General features: G+C 34.2%; 22 protein-coding genes and 1 other annotated feature. Of the genes, 20 read left to right on the plus strand and 2 right to left on the minus strand.

Annotated features, from left to right (window positions below; all coding sequences use genetic code 11):
- Positions 1-162: 162 nt before the first annotated feature.
- The 10 genes from C794_RS01260 (at position 163) to C794_RS01305 (ending at position 9,993) form a co-directional block, all read left to right on the plus strand.
- Positions 163-402 (plus strand): hypothetical protein, encoded by a 240-nt coding sequence (locus C794_RS01260; protein ID WP_017795323.1) that lies wholly within the window; start codon positions 163-165, stop codon positions 400-402.
- A gap of 326 nt (positions 403-728) precedes the next feature.
- On the plus strand, positions 729-1,907 hold the full coding sequence (locus C794_RS01265) for a glycerate kinase family protein (RefSeq protein WP_017795324.1): 1,179 nt from the start codon (positions 729-731) through the stop codon (positions 1,905-1,907).
- Entirely contained in the window at positions 1,904-3,364 is a 1,461-nt protein-coding gene (locus C794_RS01270) for an SLC13 family permease (RefSeq protein WP_017795325.1), read from the plus strand. Before C794_RS01265 ends, C794_RS01270 begins: the two co-directional genes overlap by 4 nt.
- A gap of 86 nt (positions 3,365-3,450) precedes the next feature.
- Positions 3,451-3,852, plus strand: coding sequence for a DUF3888 domain-containing protein (locus tag C794_RS01275; protein WP_017795326.1), 402 nt, complete (start codon positions 3,451-3,453; stop codon positions 3,850-3,852).
- Between the two features lie 50 nt (positions 3,853-3,902).
- Positions 3,903-4,161: a binding site (T-box leader), on the plus strand.
- 73 nt (positions 4,162-4,234) lie between these two features.
- Positions 4,235-5,434 (plus strand): MFS transporter, encoded by a 1,200-nt coding sequence (locus C794_RS01280; protein ID WP_017795327.1) that lies wholly within the window; start codon positions 4,235-4,237, stop codon positions 5,432-5,434.
- A 165-nt stretch (positions 5,435-5,599) separates the two neighbouring features.
- Positions 5,600-6,610, plus strand: a complete 1,011-nt coding sequence (locus C794_RS01285; RefSeq protein ID WP_017795328.1) for a serine hydrolase domain-containing protein — start codon at positions 5,600-5,602, stop codon at positions 6,608-6,610.
- Positions 6,611-7,218: 608 nt separating this feature from the next.
- Positions 7,219-7,692, plus strand: coding sequence for a GNAT family N-acetyltransferase (locus C794_RS01290; RefSeq protein ID WP_017795329.1), 474 nt, complete (start codon positions 7,219-7,221; stop codon positions 7,690-7,692).
- A gap of 53 nt (positions 7,693-7,745) precedes the next feature.
- Complete coding sequence (locus tag C794_RS01295; protein WP_017795330.1) at positions 7,746-8,132, plus strand: steroid Delta-isomerase; 387 nt, start codon at positions 7,746-7,748, stop codon at positions 8,130-8,132.
- Positions 8,133-8,198: 66 nt separating this feature from the next.
- Complete coding sequence (locus C794_RS01300) at positions 8,199-8,753, plus strand: TetR/AcrR family transcriptional regulator (RefSeq protein WP_017795331.1); 555 nt, start codon at positions 8,199-8,201, stop codon at positions 8,751-8,753.
- A 70-nt stretch (positions 8,754-8,823) separates the two neighbouring features.
- Positions 8,824-9,993: an MFS transporter gene (locus tag C794_RS01305; RefSeq protein WP_017795332.1), complete on the plus strand. Its 1,170-nt coding sequence runs from the start codon at positions 8,824-8,826 to the stop codon at positions 9,991-9,993.
- Positions 9,994-10,294: 301 nt separating this feature from the next.
- Here C794_RS01305 and hmpA read toward each other — a convergent pair whose 3' ends face one another.
- Positions 10,295-11,515 (minus strand): NO-inducible flavohemoprotein, encoded by a 1,221-nt coding sequence (hmpA, locus tag C794_RS01315; protein ID WP_017795334.1) that lies wholly within the window; start codon positions 11,513-11,515, stop codon positions 10,295-10,297.
- A gap of 131 nt (positions 11,516-11,646) precedes the next feature.
- On the opposite strand from hmpA, the gene nsrR reads away from it, so the two are divergent.
- The 4 genes from nsrR (at position 11,647) to clpP (ending at position 13,941) form a co-directional block, all read left to right on the plus strand.
- Positions 11,647-12,093, plus strand: coding sequence for a nitric oxide-sensing transcriptional repressor NsrR (nsrR, locus tag C794_RS01320; protein WP_017795335.1), 447 nt, complete (start codon positions 11,647-11,649; stop codon positions 12,091-12,093).
- Between the two features lie 17 nt (positions 12,094-12,110).
- Entirely contained in the window at positions 12,111-12,470 is a 360-nt protein-coding gene (locus C794_RS01325) for a DUF488 domain-containing protein (RefSeq protein ID WP_017795336.1), read from the plus strand.
- 197 nt (positions 12,471-12,667) lie between these two features.
- On the plus strand, positions 12,668-13,342 hold the full coding sequence (locus C794_RS01330) for a sigma factor-like helix-turn-helix DNA-binding protein (protein WP_017795337.1): 675 nt from the start codon (positions 12,668-12,670) through the stop codon (positions 13,340-13,342).
- A gap of 26 nt (positions 13,343-13,368) precedes the next feature.
- Entirely contained in the window at positions 13,369-13,941 is a 573-nt protein-coding gene (gene clpP, locus C794_RS01335; protein WP_017795338.1) for an ATP-dependent Clp endopeptidase proteolytic subunit ClpP, read from the plus strand.
- A 329-nt stretch (positions 13,942-14,270) separates the two neighbouring features.
- Here the strand turns inward: clpP and C794_RS01340 are convergent, their stop codons facing one another.
- Positions 14,271-15,428, minus strand: a complete 1,158-nt coding sequence (locus C794_RS01340; protein WP_017795339.1) for an acyl-CoA dehydrogenase family protein — start codon at positions 15,426-15,428, stop codon at positions 14,271-14,273.
- A 192-nt stretch (positions 15,429-15,620) separates the two neighbouring features.
- Here C794_RS01340 and C794_RS01345 point away from each other — a divergent pair, with 192 nt between their 5' ends.
- From C794_RS01345 to C794_RS01370, 6 genes are all read left to right on the plus strand, one after another.
- Positions 15,621-16,241 (plus strand): TetR/AcrR family transcriptional regulator, encoded by a 621-nt coding sequence (locus C794_RS01345; protein ID WP_017795340.1) that lies wholly within the window; start codon positions 15,621-15,623, stop codon positions 16,239-16,241.
- The gene (locus tag C794_RS01350) at positions 16,234-16,827 is read left to right on the plus strand and encodes a GNAT family N-acetyltransferase (RefSeq protein ID WP_017795341.1); all 594 of its coding nucleotides are present in this window, start codon (positions 16,234-16,236) and stop codon (positions 16,825-16,827) included. The genes C794_RS01345 and C794_RS01350 overlap by 8 nt, the downstream gene beginning before the upstream one ends.
- Before the next feature lie 48 nt (positions 16,828-16,875).
- Positions 16,876-17,541 (plus strand): O-methyltransferase, encoded by a 666-nt coding sequence (locus tag C794_RS01355; protein WP_017795342.1) that lies wholly within the window; start codon positions 16,876-16,878, stop codon positions 17,539-17,541.
- Between the two features lie 114 nt (positions 17,542-17,655).
- Positions 17,656-18,510: an alpha/beta hydrolase gene (locus C794_RS01360; RefSeq protein ID WP_017795343.1), complete on the plus strand. Its 855-nt coding sequence runs from the start codon at positions 17,656-17,658 to the stop codon at positions 18,508-18,510.
- A 35-nt stretch (positions 18,511-18,545) separates the two neighbouring features.
- Positions 18,546-19,682, plus strand: coding sequence for a DNA polymerase III subunit beta (gene dnaN / locus C794_RS01365; RefSeq protein ID WP_017795344.1), 1,137 nt, complete (start codon positions 18,546-18,548; stop codon positions 19,680-19,682).
- Between the two features lie 45 nt (positions 19,683-19,727).
- The gene (locus tag C794_RS01370) at positions 19,728-20,489 is read left to right on the plus strand and encodes an aminoglycoside phosphotransferase family protein (protein WP_017795345.1); all 762 of its coding nucleotides are present in this window, start codon (positions 19,728-19,730) and stop codon (positions 20,487-20,489) included.
- The last annotated feature ends 3 nt before the right edge of the window (positions 20,490-20,492 follow it).

The raw sequence follows: 20,492 nt of genomic DNA on the forward strand, positions 1-20,492 counted from the left end.
CTGCTTGAATTTTGATTCAAGCAGGTTTATTCAAGTTTAATAAAAGTTAGATTTTATTTTTTAGTAGAACTTACCTAAATAGTTATTCGCATTATGTAGTGTTAGTTTAATAGTTTACACATATATACATGGAGGGTCCTCAAATAATAAGGAAGGATCAACATGTCATTAACAAGAAATCAAAAACTAGCCCATTTTTTAATTTTGCCGATAGGATTATTTTTATTTTCTCATTTACTATTTTGGATATTAAATCGTGGTGAAACTCCAGATATATTTCAGCCTCATTGGTTTAATAACGATAATTCTCCTAAAGAACGTCAGTTTATTAGACAGATTATATTTTGGTCATTGTTAATAATGATTTGTGTTTTAATATTTATTGTTGATAAAACATTATAGATTCATAAATTGAAAGCGTGTCGTGATTCCTCATTTTGTGCATGTAACGTACAACTATAAAGATTCACACATTATTGAACCCCATTTATTATTATTTGATAAAAATGGAGTTTATGCTTTCTATAAGATTGACTAATGTGTTGTTACTACTTCTATTTTCCACACCATTTAATTTACACTAAAATCCAGCAGCAGTAATTTTAATTCCCCAATTTCCAAAATTAACCATATTCTAATCTATTTCTAAGAAAGCCCTAATAGCTATCTCATTAATCACAATTAAAATGTTATTTATAACTTATAAAGATGATATTGGAGGCTATCTTATGAAAATTGTAATTATACCATCCGGATTTAAAGAGTGCTTAAATGCAGAAGAAGTTGCTAGTTCAATGGATATGGGAATCCGTCGGTTTGATCGAAATGTAAAAACAGTTGTCATTCCAATGATTGATGGTGGGGAAGGTTTTGCGAAAACAATTATCAATATTAAAAAAGGAGAACTAATTTACAAGAGAGTCACTGGACCAGTAGGTGGACAGATAATGAGCCATTTTGGAGTATATGAAGAGAAAGGAGTAAAGAAGGCTGTTATAGAAATGGCCGCTGTTGCAGGGTTAAGGTTAGTTCCTCGATCCATGCGCAATCCTTTGAAAACGACTACATTTGGTGTGGGTGAACTAATAGCAGCTGCTTTAGATGAAAATGTCGATCAAATTATTATTGGATGCGGTGATTCGGGAACATCCGATGGGGGAGCTGGTATGGCTCAAGCGTTAGGGGTTCAATTTCTCGATCAGCGTCATCAGTTATTGGATATTCGCGGAGGCGGCGACTTAAGCCAAGTCTCACATATTGATCTTTCTCATCTAGATGAAAGAGTTTGTAATGTGAGAATTGATGTTGCTTGTAATTGGCATAATATTCTTTGTGGAGCAAAAGGAGTCGCCCGTGTATTTGCTCCTCAAAAGGGAGCTACTCCTGGAGAAGTAGAGATTTTAAGTCATGGATTAGAACACTATGCATCTTTGATTCAGGAAGCAAAGGGTGTTGATGTTAGGTTTGTACCAGGAAGTGGAGCTTCGGGTGGACTGGGAGCAGGATTGCTTGCCTTCACAAATGCTGTGCTCCATCCTCGATATGATATCATCATGCAATATATTCAGCTTGAAGAGCATATTCAGGATGCTGATTTGGTTTTAACAGCGGAAGGATGTTTAGATGGCCAAACGCCTAATGGAAAGATACCATCGGAAGTTTCAAGAATTGCCAAACTAGCAGGAGTTCCGGTGATTGCTATTACCGGTACCATTGGTGAAGGAGCAAGTATTAATTATACAAGTGGAATTGACGCATATACGAGTATTATCCAAAAGCCGACTTCATTAGAAAGTGCAATGGAAGAAGCAGCTATTTGGATTGCGGATAGTGCAGAAGCAGCGATAAGACAAATACAAATAGGATATAACATCGCGCAACGTAAATATAAGCGGGATGTAATATGATAGGCGATACTCGAATAGAAAGAAGAAATACGAGAATATCTCCGATCACTAAATATTTTAATGAGATGTCTTATCGTTCTGTATTTCTTTACAGTATATTCATCATTTTATTTGTAGCAATCGCATTTACTAGATCGTTAGATTATGAGGCGAAAATTACACTTATTATTTTTATTATTGCGATGGTATTATGGGTGGTTACGAAGCTTCCTGCTGGGTATGTAGCACTTGGATCATTATTATTTATCATTCTATTAAAAGGAGCTAGCCCAAGCTTATTATATGAATCATTTTCACTTGAAATAGTCTGGTTAATGATTGGGGCATTTATTATAGGTGAAGCAGTGAAACGTTCTGGATTAGCTGATCGAATGATGAACTCAATCCTTCACCGCTCTACAAGTTATAATGGGCTTTTATTTTATGTCATGATAGCACTTTTTCCGTTGGCTATTTTTATACCTTCTACATCTGGGAGGGCTGCGTTAACGTTGCCTGTTGTTAAGGAATTGGGTAGACGAATCAAGGATGAGAAACAGAAGCAAACACTAGCTTTGTTTGTCCCCATCATTATTTTGATGACAACTTCAGCTACTATCATTGGAGCGGGGTCACATCTTATAGGAATAGAACTTTTAAACCAAACAACAGGGGGTTCGATTTCCTTTTTTAATTGGCTAATTTGGGGGTTACCATTTGCCTTGTTTATCAGTTTTATTACTTATTTGGTAATAAAACTATATTTTGTACGGCAAGGTTCTAACCCTGTATCCATGGAAGTGGTTAATGATTCAGTTGACCATGAGAAAAAGGTAATGACAAAAAAAGAGTCGCAAACCTTAGTAATCATCGGCATACTTGTTCTTCTTTGGTTAACAGAGGCAGTACATGGATATGAAATTGGATTTGTCACCATTTTTGGGGCAATTGTTTTGATGACTCCTAAGTATGGTCTGATTTCGTGGAAACAAGGGATAAGGGCGGTATCTTGGAATTTAATTATATTTGTATCGGCAGCAACTGCATTAGGGATTAACCTAGTGGAAACGGGGGTTGTTGGATGGGTTGAGGAACATATCTTTCAATACATTTTAAAGTATTCAGGATTCAGTCATTGGGGAATACTTTGCGTAATCTTACTTATTTCCATTACGAGTCATTTATATGTGACCTCTCATACGACAAGAGCCATTGTATTTCTACCTGGATTTCTTATGTTAAGTACCTCGTTAGACTTAAATTCTACTGCAGTTTTGTTTTTATGTTTGATTGGGATGAATTATTGTGTGACTTTTCCAATAAGCTCCAAAGCATTGCTTGTTTATTTTGAACAGGAGGACATGAACTTTGAAGCTCGAGATTTATTGAAGTTAAGCATGATACTAATGCCTGTTTATTTTATTTCTATGTTGATATTCTATTATACGTATTGGACATGGACTGGATTATCACTTTAAAATTTTTTCGCATAACGTTTTTGTGCTAAATATATATTGCATAAGATCATTCTAGTTACAAACGCTAAACAGAGGTGATTTTTTCAATGAAAAGAATTCTTGTTTTAACGTGTATCCTCAGTTTATGTATAAGTGTTCCATCTGCTTTTGCAAAGCCGATTAATGAAGCGGATACGGATTTTACTAAGACTCTCGAGTATGCACTTATCATTAGTCTCATAGAACCAATTGACGAAGCGATTACTACCATATACAAAGATGATAAAAATGCGCCGGAAGATTTAGAGTGGTCCGTCGATGAAGCAGAGATATTAAAGATTAAACAACTCGGCGAAGTTGGAGAAGCATATGAAATCACATTGAAAGTTTTTCCATACTATGGTAATAAACAAATATATGGTGAAGACTTGCTTGTTGTTCAGGCTGGTGGAGAATTAATAGAGTTTCATCATTTGGACACGTATCATGTGAAAGATGAACGGAAATAGGTTTGGTATTTACTTTTTTAAATAAACAAGGTAGAATAATGAAAATTTATACAAATGCGATGAAGAGAAGAGTAAGCATCTGAACAATCTACAGAGAACTCCGGTAAGCTGTGAAGGAGCGTGCGGGAAGATGCTGAATCAAGGCTTGGAGCTGTGTATTGGATTGAAAGAGATTTTTTTCATGATAGTGCAACGGGTTCTCCCGTTATAGAGATAGAGTATCGCAATTATTATTGCTGTACTTGAAGAGGTCTATACAGTGATGTAAAGACAAACAGAGGTGGCACCGCGATTAATCTCGCCCTCAAAACAATTTGTTTTGGGGGTGAGTTTTTTATTTGTTTTCCTAATTTTTGATTCAAATAAAAAGGAAGTGGTGTGATTGTTTAACTGGAAATACCCGCTTTTGTTATTAAGTGGTATTGGTATATCTAACATTGGAGGATGGGTGTATTTAATCGCATTAAATTTAATAATATTAAATGAAACGGGTTCTCCTTTTGCAGTAGCAATTTTGTACATTTTAATACCACTGGCTACAATCTGTTCAAATTTTTGGTCAGGTAGCATGATTGATCGAGTAAATACAAGAAAACTTATGATTATTCTTGATTTATTTCGAGGGGTGTGTATTGCTCTGATTCCACTAATTCCATCATTACCATTGGTATATGTTGTTGCATTTATAATTAATATGGGAACGTCGATATTTGAACCTGCTTCTATGGTTTATATGACGAAGTTAATTCCCAAGAAAGATAGACAACGATTTAATGCCCTAAGAAGTTTTATTAACTCTTGTGGAGCAATGATTGGACCAGTTATTGCAGGAGGTTTGTTTTGGTTAGGAACACCGCCTACAGCTATTTATGTAAATGCTCTTGCAATGTTTTGTTCTGCTGTTATTATTTTTTTCTTGCCAAATGTGACGACATATAAAGCTAAGAATCAAGACTTTAATTTCAATATAATTCGTATGGATATTAAGGTAGTGCTGGATTATAGTAAAAAGCATTTGTTGGTAGCAAAAATATATTTATTTTTCTGTGGTACGACTATTTTTATGGCAGCGATAGATTCATTAGAAGCATCTTTTGCGAAAGGTGTTTTATTAATATCAGACACCAGTTATGGATTTTTACTAAGTTTGTTTGGAGTTGGTATTATAGCGGGGTCTATAATGAATACGATCTGTGCAAGTCGATTTAAAATCAATTATTTAATTGCTTTTGGAACTATATTTACTGCGTTAGGGTATGTGGTTTTTTATAGCTCTCAAGGATTTGTAACGGCCGTTTTCGGAGTAGTTATTATTGGGTTTTCAGTAACTTTTGCGAACACTGGTTACTTAACATTCTATCAGAATCATGTTCCTGTAACTATAATGGGACGTTTTGGAAGTGTATTTAACATCATAGAAGCAATATTTATCATTGGACTAACAATCTTAGTGGGATTCTTTGCGGATATAATAGCTATTCGCTCTATAGGATTAGTAAGTTCTATCTGTTTTTTCGTACTAGGAATTATGGTAATGGTCTCCGTATCCAAAAGTAATCGCAATAATTTTTTCAACATGTAATTCCTTGATTAGTTGGTTATTTCAGAAAAATGAAAAATGTGGTATTCTTACTGCTAAAGAGGGGGGAGATCTCGATGCGTAGATTTTTAGTGTGAACAGTCTAACTAAATGATCCTTACCGTACATTATCAAAAAAATATCAAAGGACATTTAGGAGGATATAAGATGAGTAAACTGATTCAATATGTAGATAAAGTAGCTAATGATATTCAATTTTCAGGTACTATTCATGTGAAAAGTTCTGAAGGAATAACAACGAAAAGTTACGGTTATTCCAATCGTGCGGAAAGAATTAAAAATCAAACCAATACTCGTTATGGTATTGCTTCAGGATGTAAAATCTTTACATCTATTGCCATTTGCCAATTAATTGACGCAGGGAAATTATCTTTTGACACTACATTAAATCAATGTTTAGATGTTGATTTTCCGTATTTTGATGAGAATATCACTGTACATCATTTATTAACCCACACTTCAGGCGTTCCGGATTATTTCGATGAAGATGAGATGGACGATTATGAAGAACTGTGGGTATCCATACCAATGTATCATATAAGAAGTCTAAAGGACTTCTTGCCATTATTTAAAAATATGAAGATGAAGGGGGAAGTAGGAAGCTCTTTTTCATACAATAATGCTGGTTATATTCTGCTAGGATTAATTGTCGAGAAAGTTTCTGGATATGTATTTGGTGATTATATCCAGAAGTATATATTCCAAAAGGCAGGAATGGAAGACTCCGGGTACTTTGAAATGGATGGTTTACCGGAACGAACTGCTTTCGGTTATATTGAAAAGCCGAACGGGGATTGGAAGACAAATATATATTCTCTTCCAGTCAAATCAGCTTCTGATGGTGGTGCATATGTAACAGCTAGAGATATGGCATTATTCTGGGATGCGCTAATGAACAACCTACTTTTATCAGAAGATATGACAGACCAATTCTTAAAGCGAAGAATACATGTAGATGACGATATTTACTATGGCTATGCTGGTTATATGCAAGTAATGGAAAACAAAACAATAAAGCATATTTTGATGGGATATGACCCAGGAGTTAATTTTCGTTTTGTACACTATCCTGCTACGTCGTCAACGATTGTAGTGTGTTCGAATAAATCAGAAGGTGCCTATGAAATTTTAAAGAAGATAGAAGATGTATTGGTATAAGTAAAGAGAAAAGGCTGGGCTAGATTGCCCAGCCCTTTTAAAATCAAGAATTTTTTGGGCAGGAGGAAAGGCTGCTTGAGACCAACTTACGTAAACTGGGGAGATTCTAAAATAAAGTTAACATGAGTGCCGAGTAGGGTGCTACCATCACTTCATCTAATTACAAGTGTACATGGATTATGTTTTCAAGATGGAAAGTTATTAATGATTGATTTGAAACAGCGTGGCTATATCATCATAATTGGAATGCTATTTACGAAGATATATTAAAAGTTGCATTATCACTAGAATAAGAGGCAATAGAAATGAGAGATAATGATATACGGTTACGACCTTTTCGAATGGTTAATCTAACATAGAAGTTGACTGCATCCAGCAAATACACATAAGAGAGCAACGGTTCATACAGTGTATCCTTGAAGCAGGTTTTGTTTAGTAGTTTCTTTGCTTTTTATAATTTTACTTCATGTATAAGTTAAATAGAGGATAAAAAGAAAACATATCAAAACAATATTATTCAACTGCACCCCTCCTTATCGGAATTGAAAGACGGATTTAATAATAGATTATATAATTTCTCATGAGAATACGGGAAAGGAGAAAAATATTTGCAAATAAGAAACATCCAAAGTTCAGATTATTATACTATATCCCCATTAGTAAATGAGTGGTGGGGAGGTAGGGAAATGTCAGATATGTTACCTAAATTATTTTTTAATCATTTTAATGATACAAGCTTTATAGTGGAAGACGATGAAGAAGCAGTAGTAGGGTTTTTAATTGGATTCTTATCACAAAGTAAGAAAAATACGGCATATATTCATTTTGTTGGTGTACATCCCGATTATCGTAACCAGCAGGTAGCGAAAAAATTATATAATACTTTTTTTAAGGTGATTCAACAGAAAGGAAGAAACATTGTCCGCTCGGTAACATCTCCGGTCAATAAAGGGTCTATAGCTTTTCATAAACAGATGGGATTTAATATTGAAGAAGGGGATAAAGAAGTAGAGGGAATTGAAGTTGCTTCTAATTATGATGGACACGGACAAGACAGGGTCTTATTTATGAAAAGAGTTTAGGAATCAACAAATAAGTAAATATGATTAGAAAAGGAAAGGAGCGGTGATTTTACATGCCAACAGAGCAAGAAATGAAAGCAAACCTGCAATATTATTTAGATGGATTTAATGAAGGGGATTCAGAAAAAGTAATTTCGTTATTTGCAGAAGATGCACGTGTAGAAGATCCTGTTGGGAGTGATCCTTTAAAAGGAATAGCATCCATTGCATCATTCTTTCAACAATCTGTTCCGTCGGTTAAAAGATTGGAATTAGCTGCACCGATACGTGGATCACATAGTAATTCAGCGGCGATGGCATTTAACATTTACGTTGAAATAGAAGGTAAAGAATCGGTTATTCGCTGTATTGATGTGATGACATTTAATGATGACGGATTTATTATTGATATGAAAGCATACTGGGGACCAGAGGATATACAGTCAAGCTTAAATTTTTAATTGTATGAGAAAATAATCTATGTTAGCCTTTAAATATAATGAACGTTCTATCTAAGGAGAGTAAGCATGAAGAAATCAAAGAAAAGAGAAGATTTATTGGATGCAGCGGAAGCTCTTTTTTACAAACAAGGATTTCATACGATTGGCATTAAGCAAATTTTAAACGAAGCTAATGTGGCGACAATGACAATGTATAATCATTTCGATTCGAAAGAAGAATTAATTACAGAAGTATTGAAGCGTAGAGAGAAAATTTATTTTGATTTGTTAAAGTCTCATACATCAGGGCAAACAGATGTAGAAGCCTATATAGAATCATTAATTGATTTTCATGTTGACTGGCTTGTAAAGGATGGTTTTAATGGTTGTTTATTTTTACGAGCAAAACAAGAGTACGAAGGAATTAATGAAGATATTACTTCATTAAGTGTTGAGTATAAGCAGAAATTAATTGATAAAATTAGTCAAGACCTGGCTAGTTTAAATATGGAAGATAACTATTCTGCCAGCATGCAAATCACACTTATCTTAGAAGGTGCGACTTCCATGTTTCAAATTTTAGGTACGGAAGTGACCAGAAGAGAAACAAAAAAGGTTGTATCGAAGTTGATTGGAAAATAGATGTTGATCTATTTTCTTTATTTTAAAACTTTAATATAATGAACGTTCTATCTAAAAAGGAGGATGCACAATGAAATCAAGGACATTAATAATGGCTGGATTGCCGATGATAGCAGTAACGTATGGTTTATCAAGATTCAGTTTTGGTTTGATGCTTCCTTATATTCGTGAATCATTATCAATTAGTCAAAGTGTCTCGGGGGTTATTTCATCACTATCGTACTTTGCTTATTGTATTGCCATTATCATGGCGATGATTTTTGCAATTAAGATTGGTTCCAAAAATATCATTATGATAGCTGGTCTTTTTTCTATCACCGGATTAGGGTTGATCGCTGGTTCGACTAATTCTTTGTTATTGGGTATGGGAGTATTTATCGCTGGTTTAAGCACTGGATTAGCTTCGCCGCCTTATGCAGATATTGTTAGTACTAAAATCAATCCAGATAAAAAAGATCAAACAAACTCCTGGATAAATTCAGGTACAAGTATTGGAACTGCGTTTACAGGTATGATCGCACTCACAATGACGAATGATTGGAGACAGGTTTACATTATTTTCGCAATCGTAGCTTTCGTAGTTCTACTACTTAATTATTTTAGTCTTCCACGTAAAAATATTTCTAAAAAAGAGGCATCACCATTATCATTTTTTCCTTACAAAAAGGAGTGGAAAAATGCTATTGGATTAATCAGTGCTTCTATTCTTTTAGGTATCTCTAGTGCCGCATATTGGACTTTTTCACGTGATTATATTATTGGGATTGAACAATTACCAACGTTATTAGGCGATTTATTCTGGGTTCTTATTGGACTATCTGGACTCGCTGGTGGTATGGCTGGTTACTTTGTTTCCAAAATTGGATTAACCAAAGCGTATGTTATAACAATTGTTTTGTTATCCACCGCTTCTTTATTATTAGGGTTATTTCCAACAAATACTCTGAGCGGGATTATTTCTCCCATCCTATTTGGCAGTTCTTATATATTTGTAACAGGATTACTGATAGTATGGGGAACAAATACTTTTATTACTAACGCATCGATTGGTTTAGGTGTGCCATTTTTATTATTAGCTTTAGGGCAAGTGATTGGTTCGATTATTGCAGGAACAATAAGTGAAGCGATAGGTTATCCATTCTTGTTTATTTTTTCTGCTCTAATAGGCTATTTAACAATCTTTATTTGGCCGAAAGAAAAGAATGAGCAAGAAGCTGAACCATTACGTGGCTTACAGTGATTATCCAAGCACTGGCTGGTTAATGATGTGATGACATTCAATAATGTAACATATAGGATTGTCATATGGAGGAACGGAGGATATACACGTTTTGTGAAAGCCATTTTCTAATAGCCATAAAGAGGTGAGTATTTAATGAATAAAGAAGTTGTTGGCAAATGTAAGATATGTGGAGGCAACGTTTATTGTTCTGGTGGTTTTTTAGAAGGAGTTTTACAAGACAATAACACACTTTTATGTTTGTCCTGCTCAGGAAGGGATAAAAAGGATTGACACTCTGACTGTCAATCCTTTTTTATCTTTACTTCGCAATAGGTTCGAGAGGGCCAAATAATTCCATGTGAATATCTTTATCGGAGACATCCATAATTTGTAGGTCATGGTTTATTGCACTCATGAAAGGCTTAGGTCCGCACAAATAAAAGGCAGCATTTTTTGTAGGTATCACTTCTTCTAACCAGTCACAATCGATATACCCTTGTTTATCTCCATCTGTACCATTCTTGGGGTTACTAAATACAACATATTGCTTCACTTGTTCATAAGAATTTGCTATTTCAGATACTCTTTCTCTCATGGCTTGATGATCGATAGATTTGGCAGCGTGAATGAATATAACATTTCTATTTGGCTGAAGTTCTACAACGGATTCTAACATGCTCATGATTGGAGTTAAACCAACGCCACCACTAATTAAAACTAGTGGACGGTGATCACGTTCATCTAAAACAAAATCACCTGCAGGTGCACTAATTGGCAAAACAGATCCCTCCTCCACAGAATCATGTAGATAATTAGATACAATCCCAAACGGATGACTTGAAGCTTCTCGTTTTACACTAATACGATAAAAATTATTATCTGGTGCAGTTGATAAACTATATTGTCGTAGATGATCATATAATTCATTTTCTACCTGAGCTTTTATCGTAATATATTGACCAGGTTTGAAGGTAGAGATTGGTAAATTATCAACAGGTTTTAAATAAAAGGAAGTAATGTCTTTACTTTCTTTCACTTTTTTTATAATCATAAAATCACGAAAACCGGTCCACCCACCAATCTTGTTCTCCTTTTCGTTGTACATCTCTTTCTCTACTGAAATAAAGATGTCGGCGATAACAAAATAAGCTTTTTCCCATGCTTCTATAATTTCGTCGGTAGCTGCATCCCCTAATACTTCTTTAATCGCTATCAGCAAGTATTTACCAACAATCGGATATTGTTCTGGTTTAATATTTAAACTTGTATGTTTATGTGCAATTTGTTTTACATGTGGTAATATTTCTTCCAATTTCTCAATGTTAGCTGCAGCAGCATATACCGTATTTGCTAGTGCTTTAGATTGGGCTCCTTTCCGTTGATTTGTTTGATTAAAGACATTTCTTAGTTCTGGATTGTTTTCTAAAAGTAGCTTATAAAAATGTTTTGTTATGGTTTCTCCATGTTCTTTTAATACTGGTACGGTGGTTTTAATAATTTCTGTCGTTCTTTTGTCTAAAGGTACGGTTGTATTTAACATGAAATCACTCCTAAATAAAAGATGTATTTTCTATACATCTTTTATTTTATATGTTTAAATTGCTATTACAATAAGTCTAATAAACCTTGTGTTACAATAATGTGAAAGATCTATTCGAGTAGGTGTGTAAGATGAATTTAAAAAAATATACCGACTATGCATTGCGAGTATTGATTTTTACTGGTTTAAAATCGGATCAAGAGCTTGCGAATATTAAGGAAATAGCTGAAGTATATCAGATATCACAAGAGCACCTGAGGAAAGTTGTACATGAGTTAACGAAAAAAGAATTAGTTGTCACGATTCGTGGGAGAAATGGTGGGATTAAGCTAGCAAAACCCGCTTCAGAGATAAATATAGGACATTTAATTCGACAGTTAGAGAATGATTTTGTTTTATTGGAGTGCTTTGATAAAGGGACAAACCATTGTGTTATTTCTCCTGGATGTACACTCAAACATGTGATTAATAAAGCATTGGTAGCTTTCTTTAAGGTGTTAGAAGAATATACACTTGAGGATTTAATTAAGAATGAAGAAGAATTACTAGCACTAATGGGAATAGAAAAGAATGATTGATGGAGGAGGGGAATAATATGCCGATTGTCTTACAAAGAATTTATGAACATTCTCAATTAGACGGTTATAGAGTTTTAGTTGATCGAGTGTGGCCTAGAGGAATATCAAAAGTAACCGCTAATTTAGATGACTGGGCGAAAGATATTACCCCTAGTCCAACTCTAAGAAAATGGTTCAATCATGAACCGGAAAAATTTGATCAATTTAAAAAGGAATATAAAAAAGAACTACTTGAAAATCAATCAAAGATAAATAAATTATTAAATTTAAAAGAAATACAGGAAAATCAAAATCTAATTTTGCTTTATGCAGCGAAAGATAAAAAGCATAATCATGTTCTGGTTTTAAAAGAGGTTTTGGAAAATTATCAGCTTTAAATGAAAACTTCTCAGCCAATACACGATAGAACCAGTCAAAATAAATATAAAGTTTCTCATAGTTTTTTAAAGAAGTTGAAATATTTTATGAAAAACGCATACATTAATCAATAAAATTGAAAAATTTTTCGTTACACATATCTTTTTTCTATCATTAATCGTTTATATTGATGAGAAGCGTAAAAGGAGTGATGAATATGTGCGCTAGGCCTAGCACAAGTTTTCGTGAAGAAAAACAAGATTTTTTAAAGATGTATCAGCAACTTTCATATTATTGTTTTTTCTTATCTCAAAATAAATGGGATGGAGAAGAACTACTCCAGGATACGATAGTTAATGCGTTAGCAAAATATAACGATTCACATTTGTGGAATATAGGTTTGCTTAAAAAAATTGCTCATAATAACTGGATAGATAAAATGCGTAGACAACGAACTGCTCCCATACCACAGTTTGAGCATGAACAGATTCATGAAGAAAAACATGGAGAAGCTGAAGCATTAGTAAGGATGTTACTTACTAAATTGACTGAAAAACAACTGTCTGTTTTCTTATTAAAAGAAGTATTTAACTTTAAGAACTTGGAAATAGCGGATATCTGTGGGGCTTCAGAAGTTGCAATAAAAGCTTTATTATATCGATGTAGAAAACATATAAGTGAATTTGATATGACTGATGTTTTCTGTGAAGATTCAATTAAGGAAAAACATGCCAAAGATTTTATCACATTGGTGGTAGGGGTTATTAAAGCAGATGATCCTTATCTTTTAATAAAATGGATTCCAACACTGTTTAAAGAAAATCATCAAGTTAAGATGCTTTCTGTAAAATCATCTACTTCTCCTTGTTGCGCTCTCTCAATGGCAGCTTAATAAAAGCTGATATAAGGAGGAAAACGATGAATACAGTACCTTATGTGATTGAACAATCGAATCGTGGGGAGAGATCCTACGATATTTTTTCCAGACTGTTAAAAGATCGAATTATAATGGTAAGTGATGAAATAAATGATCAGATGGCAAATAGTATTGTAGCTCAGCTATTGTTTTTAGCAGCAGAAGATGCAGACAAAGATATCTCTCTTTATATAAATAGTCCTGGCGGTTCGACTTCTGCTGGCTTTGCGATTTTTGATACGATGCAATATATAAAACCAGATGTTCGAACTATTTGTACGGGAATGGCGGCGTCGTTTGGAGCTATGTTGTTATTGGCTGGAGCCAAGGGAAAACGTTTTGCACTCCCCAATAGTGAGATCATGCTCCATCAACCGCTTGGAGGTGCGCGTGGCCAGGCAACAGAAATTGATATTTCTGCGAAGCGGATAATTAAATTAAGAGAAAAAATCAATCAAATAATTGCTGAACGCACGGGGCAATCCGTGGAGAAGGTAAGAAAAGATACCGATCGTGATTACTTTTTGACTGCAAAGGAAGCAAAAGAATATGGATTGATTGACGAGATTATATAAATAGAACGTAAAGGGGTTGAGTTATATCTAGACGCTTTGATAAAAAAACGTATGATAGCTACAACTAGCGCAAGAAATATACGGAGACTCCTTGAAAATCAAAAATCGATTTTCTGTGTGCGATGCAATGCTGTCGATGTCTTCCTTGTCCTGTGGGAGTGAGGCATAGGTGAGACCCTGGAATGCGGTGTATCCGGAGGCTCACCAGCCGCCCACGGAAAGCGGAGTATATCTCTGAAGCGGGTTTTCAAAACTTATTCATTTGTATATATTTTTTGTCATAAAAAGTCCAAAGAACGAACTTTATGAAAAAGGAGGTTACATAGTAATTAGTTATTCTTTTTCATCGATCTATCAGCTAACTGTATAATTGTCATATCATCCATCGGAGGATTGTGTAATCCCGCTCGAACGTCACGATAGTAGCGTTGTAAATTGTTTTTCTCAGATAAGCTTTTTGCTCCAACAATTCGCATGGCTAGATCAACGGCTTGCGCAGCCTTATTAGTAACCGATAGTTTTGCTGCACCAAGTTCAGGTCCCATCGCAACACGAATATTTTCATCGCCATTATCCCATTGTTGTGCAATGGAATGAAGGAAATGCTTAGATTCCATTAATAACAATTCAAGGTCACCCATCTTTTGTTTTACATTAGGTAAATCAGAAATAGTTCCTTCAATACTATTTGGTGAATAATTCATTGCGAATTGTATAGCTTCTTTTTGTGCTGCTTGAGCAATTCCTAGATAACAAGCGGGTATGTGAAGTAACCAACCAGCTGGTTTTCTTTTCTTACTTGATAGCATCTCAACTAAATCTTTCTCATCTAGGTGAACATTCTTTAATACCAGATCATGACTCCCACTGCCACGCATCGCAATAGAATCCCACGTCTCTTCTACTTTCACGCCCTGTTTATCCCGTTTGATTAAGAAATTGCCGACTTCTCCTGTCTCATCAATGGTTGCACTTACAACAAAGTAAGTAAGAATTGGAGATAGTGTTGTGAATGTTTTTCTGCCATTAATTATCCACTTATTACCTTGTTTAATCGCGTGCGTTTCTGGTTTTCCGCCCCGTGTAGGGCTTCCAGTAGCTGGTTCTGTCGCTGCATTGTTGAGTAGAGCTCCGTTCTGAATAACATCATTTGCTACAGCGGAATACATTTCTTCTTTCCATATTTTATTTTCGCCAAGATATTTCATAATCCCCATATGCCACCCTATTGATAAAGCGGTGGAACCATCTGCATTTGAAATGATTTCTTGATATGTCAGTAATTCATCTAAAGATATCCCGGCCCCTCCGTATTCTTTTGGTATTGTCAAACTAGGATAACCAATCGATTGTAAATCCTTAAAGTTTTCAAATGGAAAAGATACGTCTTTATCATGTTTTTGTGCTCGTTCATTAAATGATGCAACGGTATTTTTTAATAATTGTATGCGTTTATCTGTTGTATTTAGATCGAGTAAATTATTCATTACTTAAAACCTCCTTAAATACTTAGTAAGTCAATAGGTATTATCTTTATTATTTCATTGTTAAAAATAAAATTCAATTAACGGGTACTTGAAAAGAACATAAGAAATATCAGCCCCTAGGTGGATAACATATTGATAATTACTTCATATAATGAACATAAGTTCAATTCATTATAAAGAGGAGGAATATAATTGGTAAGGTCGAAAGAGCAAAATGAACGAATGTCGCATGTTACCAGAGAGAAGATTATAGAAGCAGCATTAAGCCTATTTGCATATAAAGGCTATGCATTAACAACAATCAAAGATGTTTCGAAAACGGCTGGCATAAGTACAGGTCTAATTTATAGGCATTTTCATTCAAAAGAAGAACTATTCGACACACTGATTGAAATGGCCATAATAGAAATAAAAGAACTGATAAACTTTTTAGATACAGATATTAACCCTAAGGATATGATAAATAGCTTGGTAGAGAAGATAATCGCTGGAATTGAGTCAAGTGAACTTATCGCCCATTATTATTTGCTGGTATCTCGTTCATTTATTGATAATGATGTCACTAAGCAACAGGAAAACTTGAAAACAATAAATTTAATATTGTTTCAAAAAATGTCTAATCTAATAGAAAAAGGACAACAACTAGGGGAGCTGAAAGAAGGAAATGCTGATAAACTTTCATTGCTTTTCTTCTCATTAACACAAGGAATAGCTAGTATGAAGTTGTTTTTGGAAGATAAGTTTATCGCACTAGAAAGTCAAGATTTAACAGTATTTCTTATTAACGAAGAGAAAGGAGAAGAATATGTATAAATCTAACGTTGAGGTAAGACTAATGAAGGAATTAAATACTGATGTGAGAAGGGAAGTGGCACAGGTATTTGTAGATGGTTATGATAAGGAGTTATCTTTTCTTTCGAAGGACGAGGAAAAGTTAGTCAGTGCTTTTCAACAAATGATTTGTCCAGAAGTATTTTATATTGGAATTTTAGATAATGAAATTGTAGGAATTCTAGCCTGTTCAAATAATAAACAACGAGCAATAACAATAAAGCAAGAAGTACTCAAAGAACATTTTGGATCCTGGAAAGGTCGTATAGCATACCGCTTTATGAAAGATGAATTTAATAGTAAGCTTCTTTTTGGAAATGAAGCTGGCTATATTGAATGTGTTGCAACTAAGGAAAAATCAAGGGGAAAAGGTGTATCTACGGCTTTATTTAACGATATGTTAGTGCACGCTCCACATCAACACTATATGTTAGAAGTAGTAGATACCAATGTAGCAGCTCGCAAAATGTATTCTAAGTTAGGATTTATAGAAACAAAGCGGAAGAAAGAACGGTTTTCTTCTTTAAAAGGTTTTAAGGAGAGAATCTATATGGAGAGATATTCATAGTTTAATTGTTTATTAGTATATAATAGTATACAGAGAGGAGAGAACTTTATGAAAAATCATTCATTATGGAATAATGTAGACGAGTACTTTGAGGAAAAGCTTTTACCTGAAGACAAAATATTAAATCAAATATTAGAGAATAATCAAGCAGCAGGATTACCACAAATTGATGTGGCACCTTTACAAGGGAAGTTATTATACCTATTAACAAAAATGAAGTCCGCGAGACAAGTGTTAGAGATTGGAACATTGGGTGGTTACAGTTCAATATGGTTTGCCAAAGGAGTAACTCAGAATGGTAAAGTAGTAACTTTAGAAGCAAATCAAACCCATGCGGAAATAGCAAGGAAAAATATAGAGAACGCAGGATTCAAACAAACGGTACAAGTGCTTGTTGGAAATGCAATTGATACTCTTCCAACCTTAGAAAATGCAGGCGAGTCTTTTGATGTTATTTTTATTGATGCCGATAAACAAAATAATCCCAAGTATTTAGAATGGGCTTTACGGTTAGCGAATGAAGGGGCGCTCCTTATTGCAGATAATGTTGTGCGAAATGGAGAAGTAATTGATCAAAAAAGTGAAGATGAACGTATCCAAGGGCTAAGAGAATTTATGAATATGCTTGAAAACGAAGAACGTATTGAATCTACTGCTATTCAAACAGTTGGTTCCAAAGGTTATGACGGTTTCGTGATTGGGATAGTGAAGTAAGCTGGCCCTTCAAAATTTCGAGAAGGAAATCTACTATCAAGTAGAGAAAATTAACTAAGAAAACGGAAACTTGGTGGTGATCATATTACTTTTCTTAAAGGTGTTGAAATTAGTTTGAAAGGATCAACTGGAGCACCAGTTGTCATTTTAACTGGCATGGGTTGTTCTTTTTACGAATGGCACAGTGTTAGTGAATCGCTTTGTAAAACAAATAGGGTGCTAATGTATCATAGACCAGGACTAGGAAGAAGTCAGTTGCAGGATGATAATCGAAATACTAGAAAAGCAGTTCAAGAATTATTTAATCTTATAGAATGCTTGGATTTTAAAGAACCAATAATCCTTGTTGGCCATTCATATGGAGGTTTGTGTGCCCAACATTTTCTAAAAAAGTATCCATATTTAGTAGGTGGATTAATACTAGTAGATTCTACATCTGTTGACTTACATGAGTTAGATGAGCTTGATCTACCTCTTTTGAATAAGGATTCTACAGATGAAATTTGGATACAAAAATGTATGGAATATTCTACTATGAGTGAGGATGAAATATTTCATGAGTTACAACCAAGTTTAACTGAAAAAGAAAAACAATTACCAACTGAAATTCAACGAAACATTTTAACATTTTCTCTAAATCCACTTCTATATAAAGCCATGGCATCCGAAATAAGAAATTGGAAATATGATGCGGAGCACATAAAACACTTGCATAATCCAAAAAACACACCGTTGATTGTTATAGGACGGGACAAACAATTCAATATCCAGACTGGTATAAATGACGGGTCCCCAAAGTCAGAACTGGAGTTGTTTGAAAATACCTGGCATCAACTAATTATTGATCAGCTTTCGTTAAGTTGTCACAGCGAACTAATCATCGCAGAAAACGCGAGTCACAATGTCCATTTGGATAGACCAGATGTTATCGAAAAAGCAGTAGGCAAGGTCGTTTCTCAATTGTATTAAAGGAGTTAATGAACTGATGAAAGGGTTGCTGAAAATTGGAATTTCGATTGAATAAAGAAGTTTTTTATAAAGCACTATCTATAGTGAATAAAGCTGTTTCCTCAAATACCACAATAACCGTATTAACAGGAATAAAATTAGAAGTAACAAATGAAAAGATAATAGTTACTGGAGCTAATTCAGATATGTTTTTAACGAACACCATTCCAATAACTACAGGAAATAAGCATCAACACGTAGTTGATATTATTAATACAGGAACGGTTGTATTACCTGCGAAAATAGTAGTTGCTATTTTAAAAAAATGTGAAAATGAAGTGCATATGAAATTACAAGGTAATCAAGTTTCAATTATGTCCGGGTCGATTCAAACAACTATTAATGGACTGATAGCAGATGAATTTCCACAATTACCTCAACGGGGTAGCGTTGAACCAATAACAATCTCTTCTAATGAGTTAAAAAAAGCTATACTGCAAACTGCTTTTGCTGTTTCTATTAATGAGACAAAGCCAGTATTAACTGGGATAAACATATTGCTCGAAAATAAAAAGCTAAAGTTAATAGCAACGAATTCTTATCGACTAGCAACAAAAGAGATAGACATCGAATCTAGTAATCATCAAGAATCCTTTATTGTTCCTACAGTAGGGATAACCTATTTTGTAAATACGCTTCCTTCTGATTCCGCACACAATACATCTATATACGTATATAATAATCATGCTATATTCAAATATAAAAATGTATCACTTTATACAAAATTAATTAACGGCACATACCCAAATGTGCAAAGCTTATTAAATAGAGATGCTAATTTGGTAATTTCAATGTCAAAAGATAGCTTGATTAAAGGAATTGATCGAGCATGTGTTTTTGCAACTGAATGGGAGAACAACAATGTGAATCTACAAATTTTGGATAAGTGCATAGATATATCATCCAATTCTACAGAGTATGGAACAATTCAAGAACGACAAGAGATTGAAGTAGTCAAAGGAAAATCAAATATTAATCTAACGTTTGATGGTAAATATATGTTGGAGGCGTTAAAGAAAATTGAAGAAGATAGGGTAATGTTGAATTTTGGACAATCTATGTCTCCGGTTTTTATACGACCAACCAATAATTCATCATTGAGGTATTTGATATCACCAGTTAGGACGAAATAGAGCAAAGCAGATGTAATAAATGATTGAACAAGTTGGTGAATAGTAATGAAGCTAGGTGAATTAATAGCAAAAGGGAATACAGCAGATATTTACGCTATGGATGATAAAAAGGTTGTAAAGCTATTCAAACCAGATTTTCCTGGAGTTGAAGCGGAAAAAGAGGCTAGCAAGCAGCAATTTGCTAAAAAATGTGGGTTACATGTACCGAAAATTTTTGATGTGACTATAATAAACAATCGACAGGCGATTATTATGGAATATATGAATGCTACTCCGCTTGGTGAGTATATTTTAGGACAAACAAAGACTATCGAAGAGATTATGTTGATTTGCGTTAAAGTCCAACAACATATCCATCAAATTGCAGTCAAGGACCATTTAATTGAATCGATGAGTGAAAAGCTCGAATACCAAATAACGAACAATGCTGTATTAAATAAGAAACAAAAGAGGGATTTACTAAAGGAATTAAATAAAATCGATTATACAGCATATCTTTGTCATGGTGATTTGCATCCGTTTAATGTGTTAATAGATGAGAAAAAGGATGAAACTATCATTATTGATTGGGTTGATGCTAGTGCTGGAGATATTCGGGCAGATGTTTACCGAACTTATTTATTGCTATCTGGATCCAATCAAGAGTTAGCGGATCTTTATGTAAATCAGTATTGTTCAACTTCAGAAATAACTCAAGATGAAGTTTTTCAATGGGGACCAATTATCGCTGGTGCACGATTATTTGAGGTGGTCCCTTCTGAAAATAAGCAACGTTTAATAAATGTGGTAAATGGGCTTTATCGGTAATTT

Origin of the sequence: Oceanobacillus kimchii X50 (genome assembly GCF_000340475.1) — a bacterium.
Lineage (GTDB): Bacteria > Bacillota > Bacilli > Bacillales > Amphibacillaceae > Oceanobacillus > Oceanobacillus kimchii.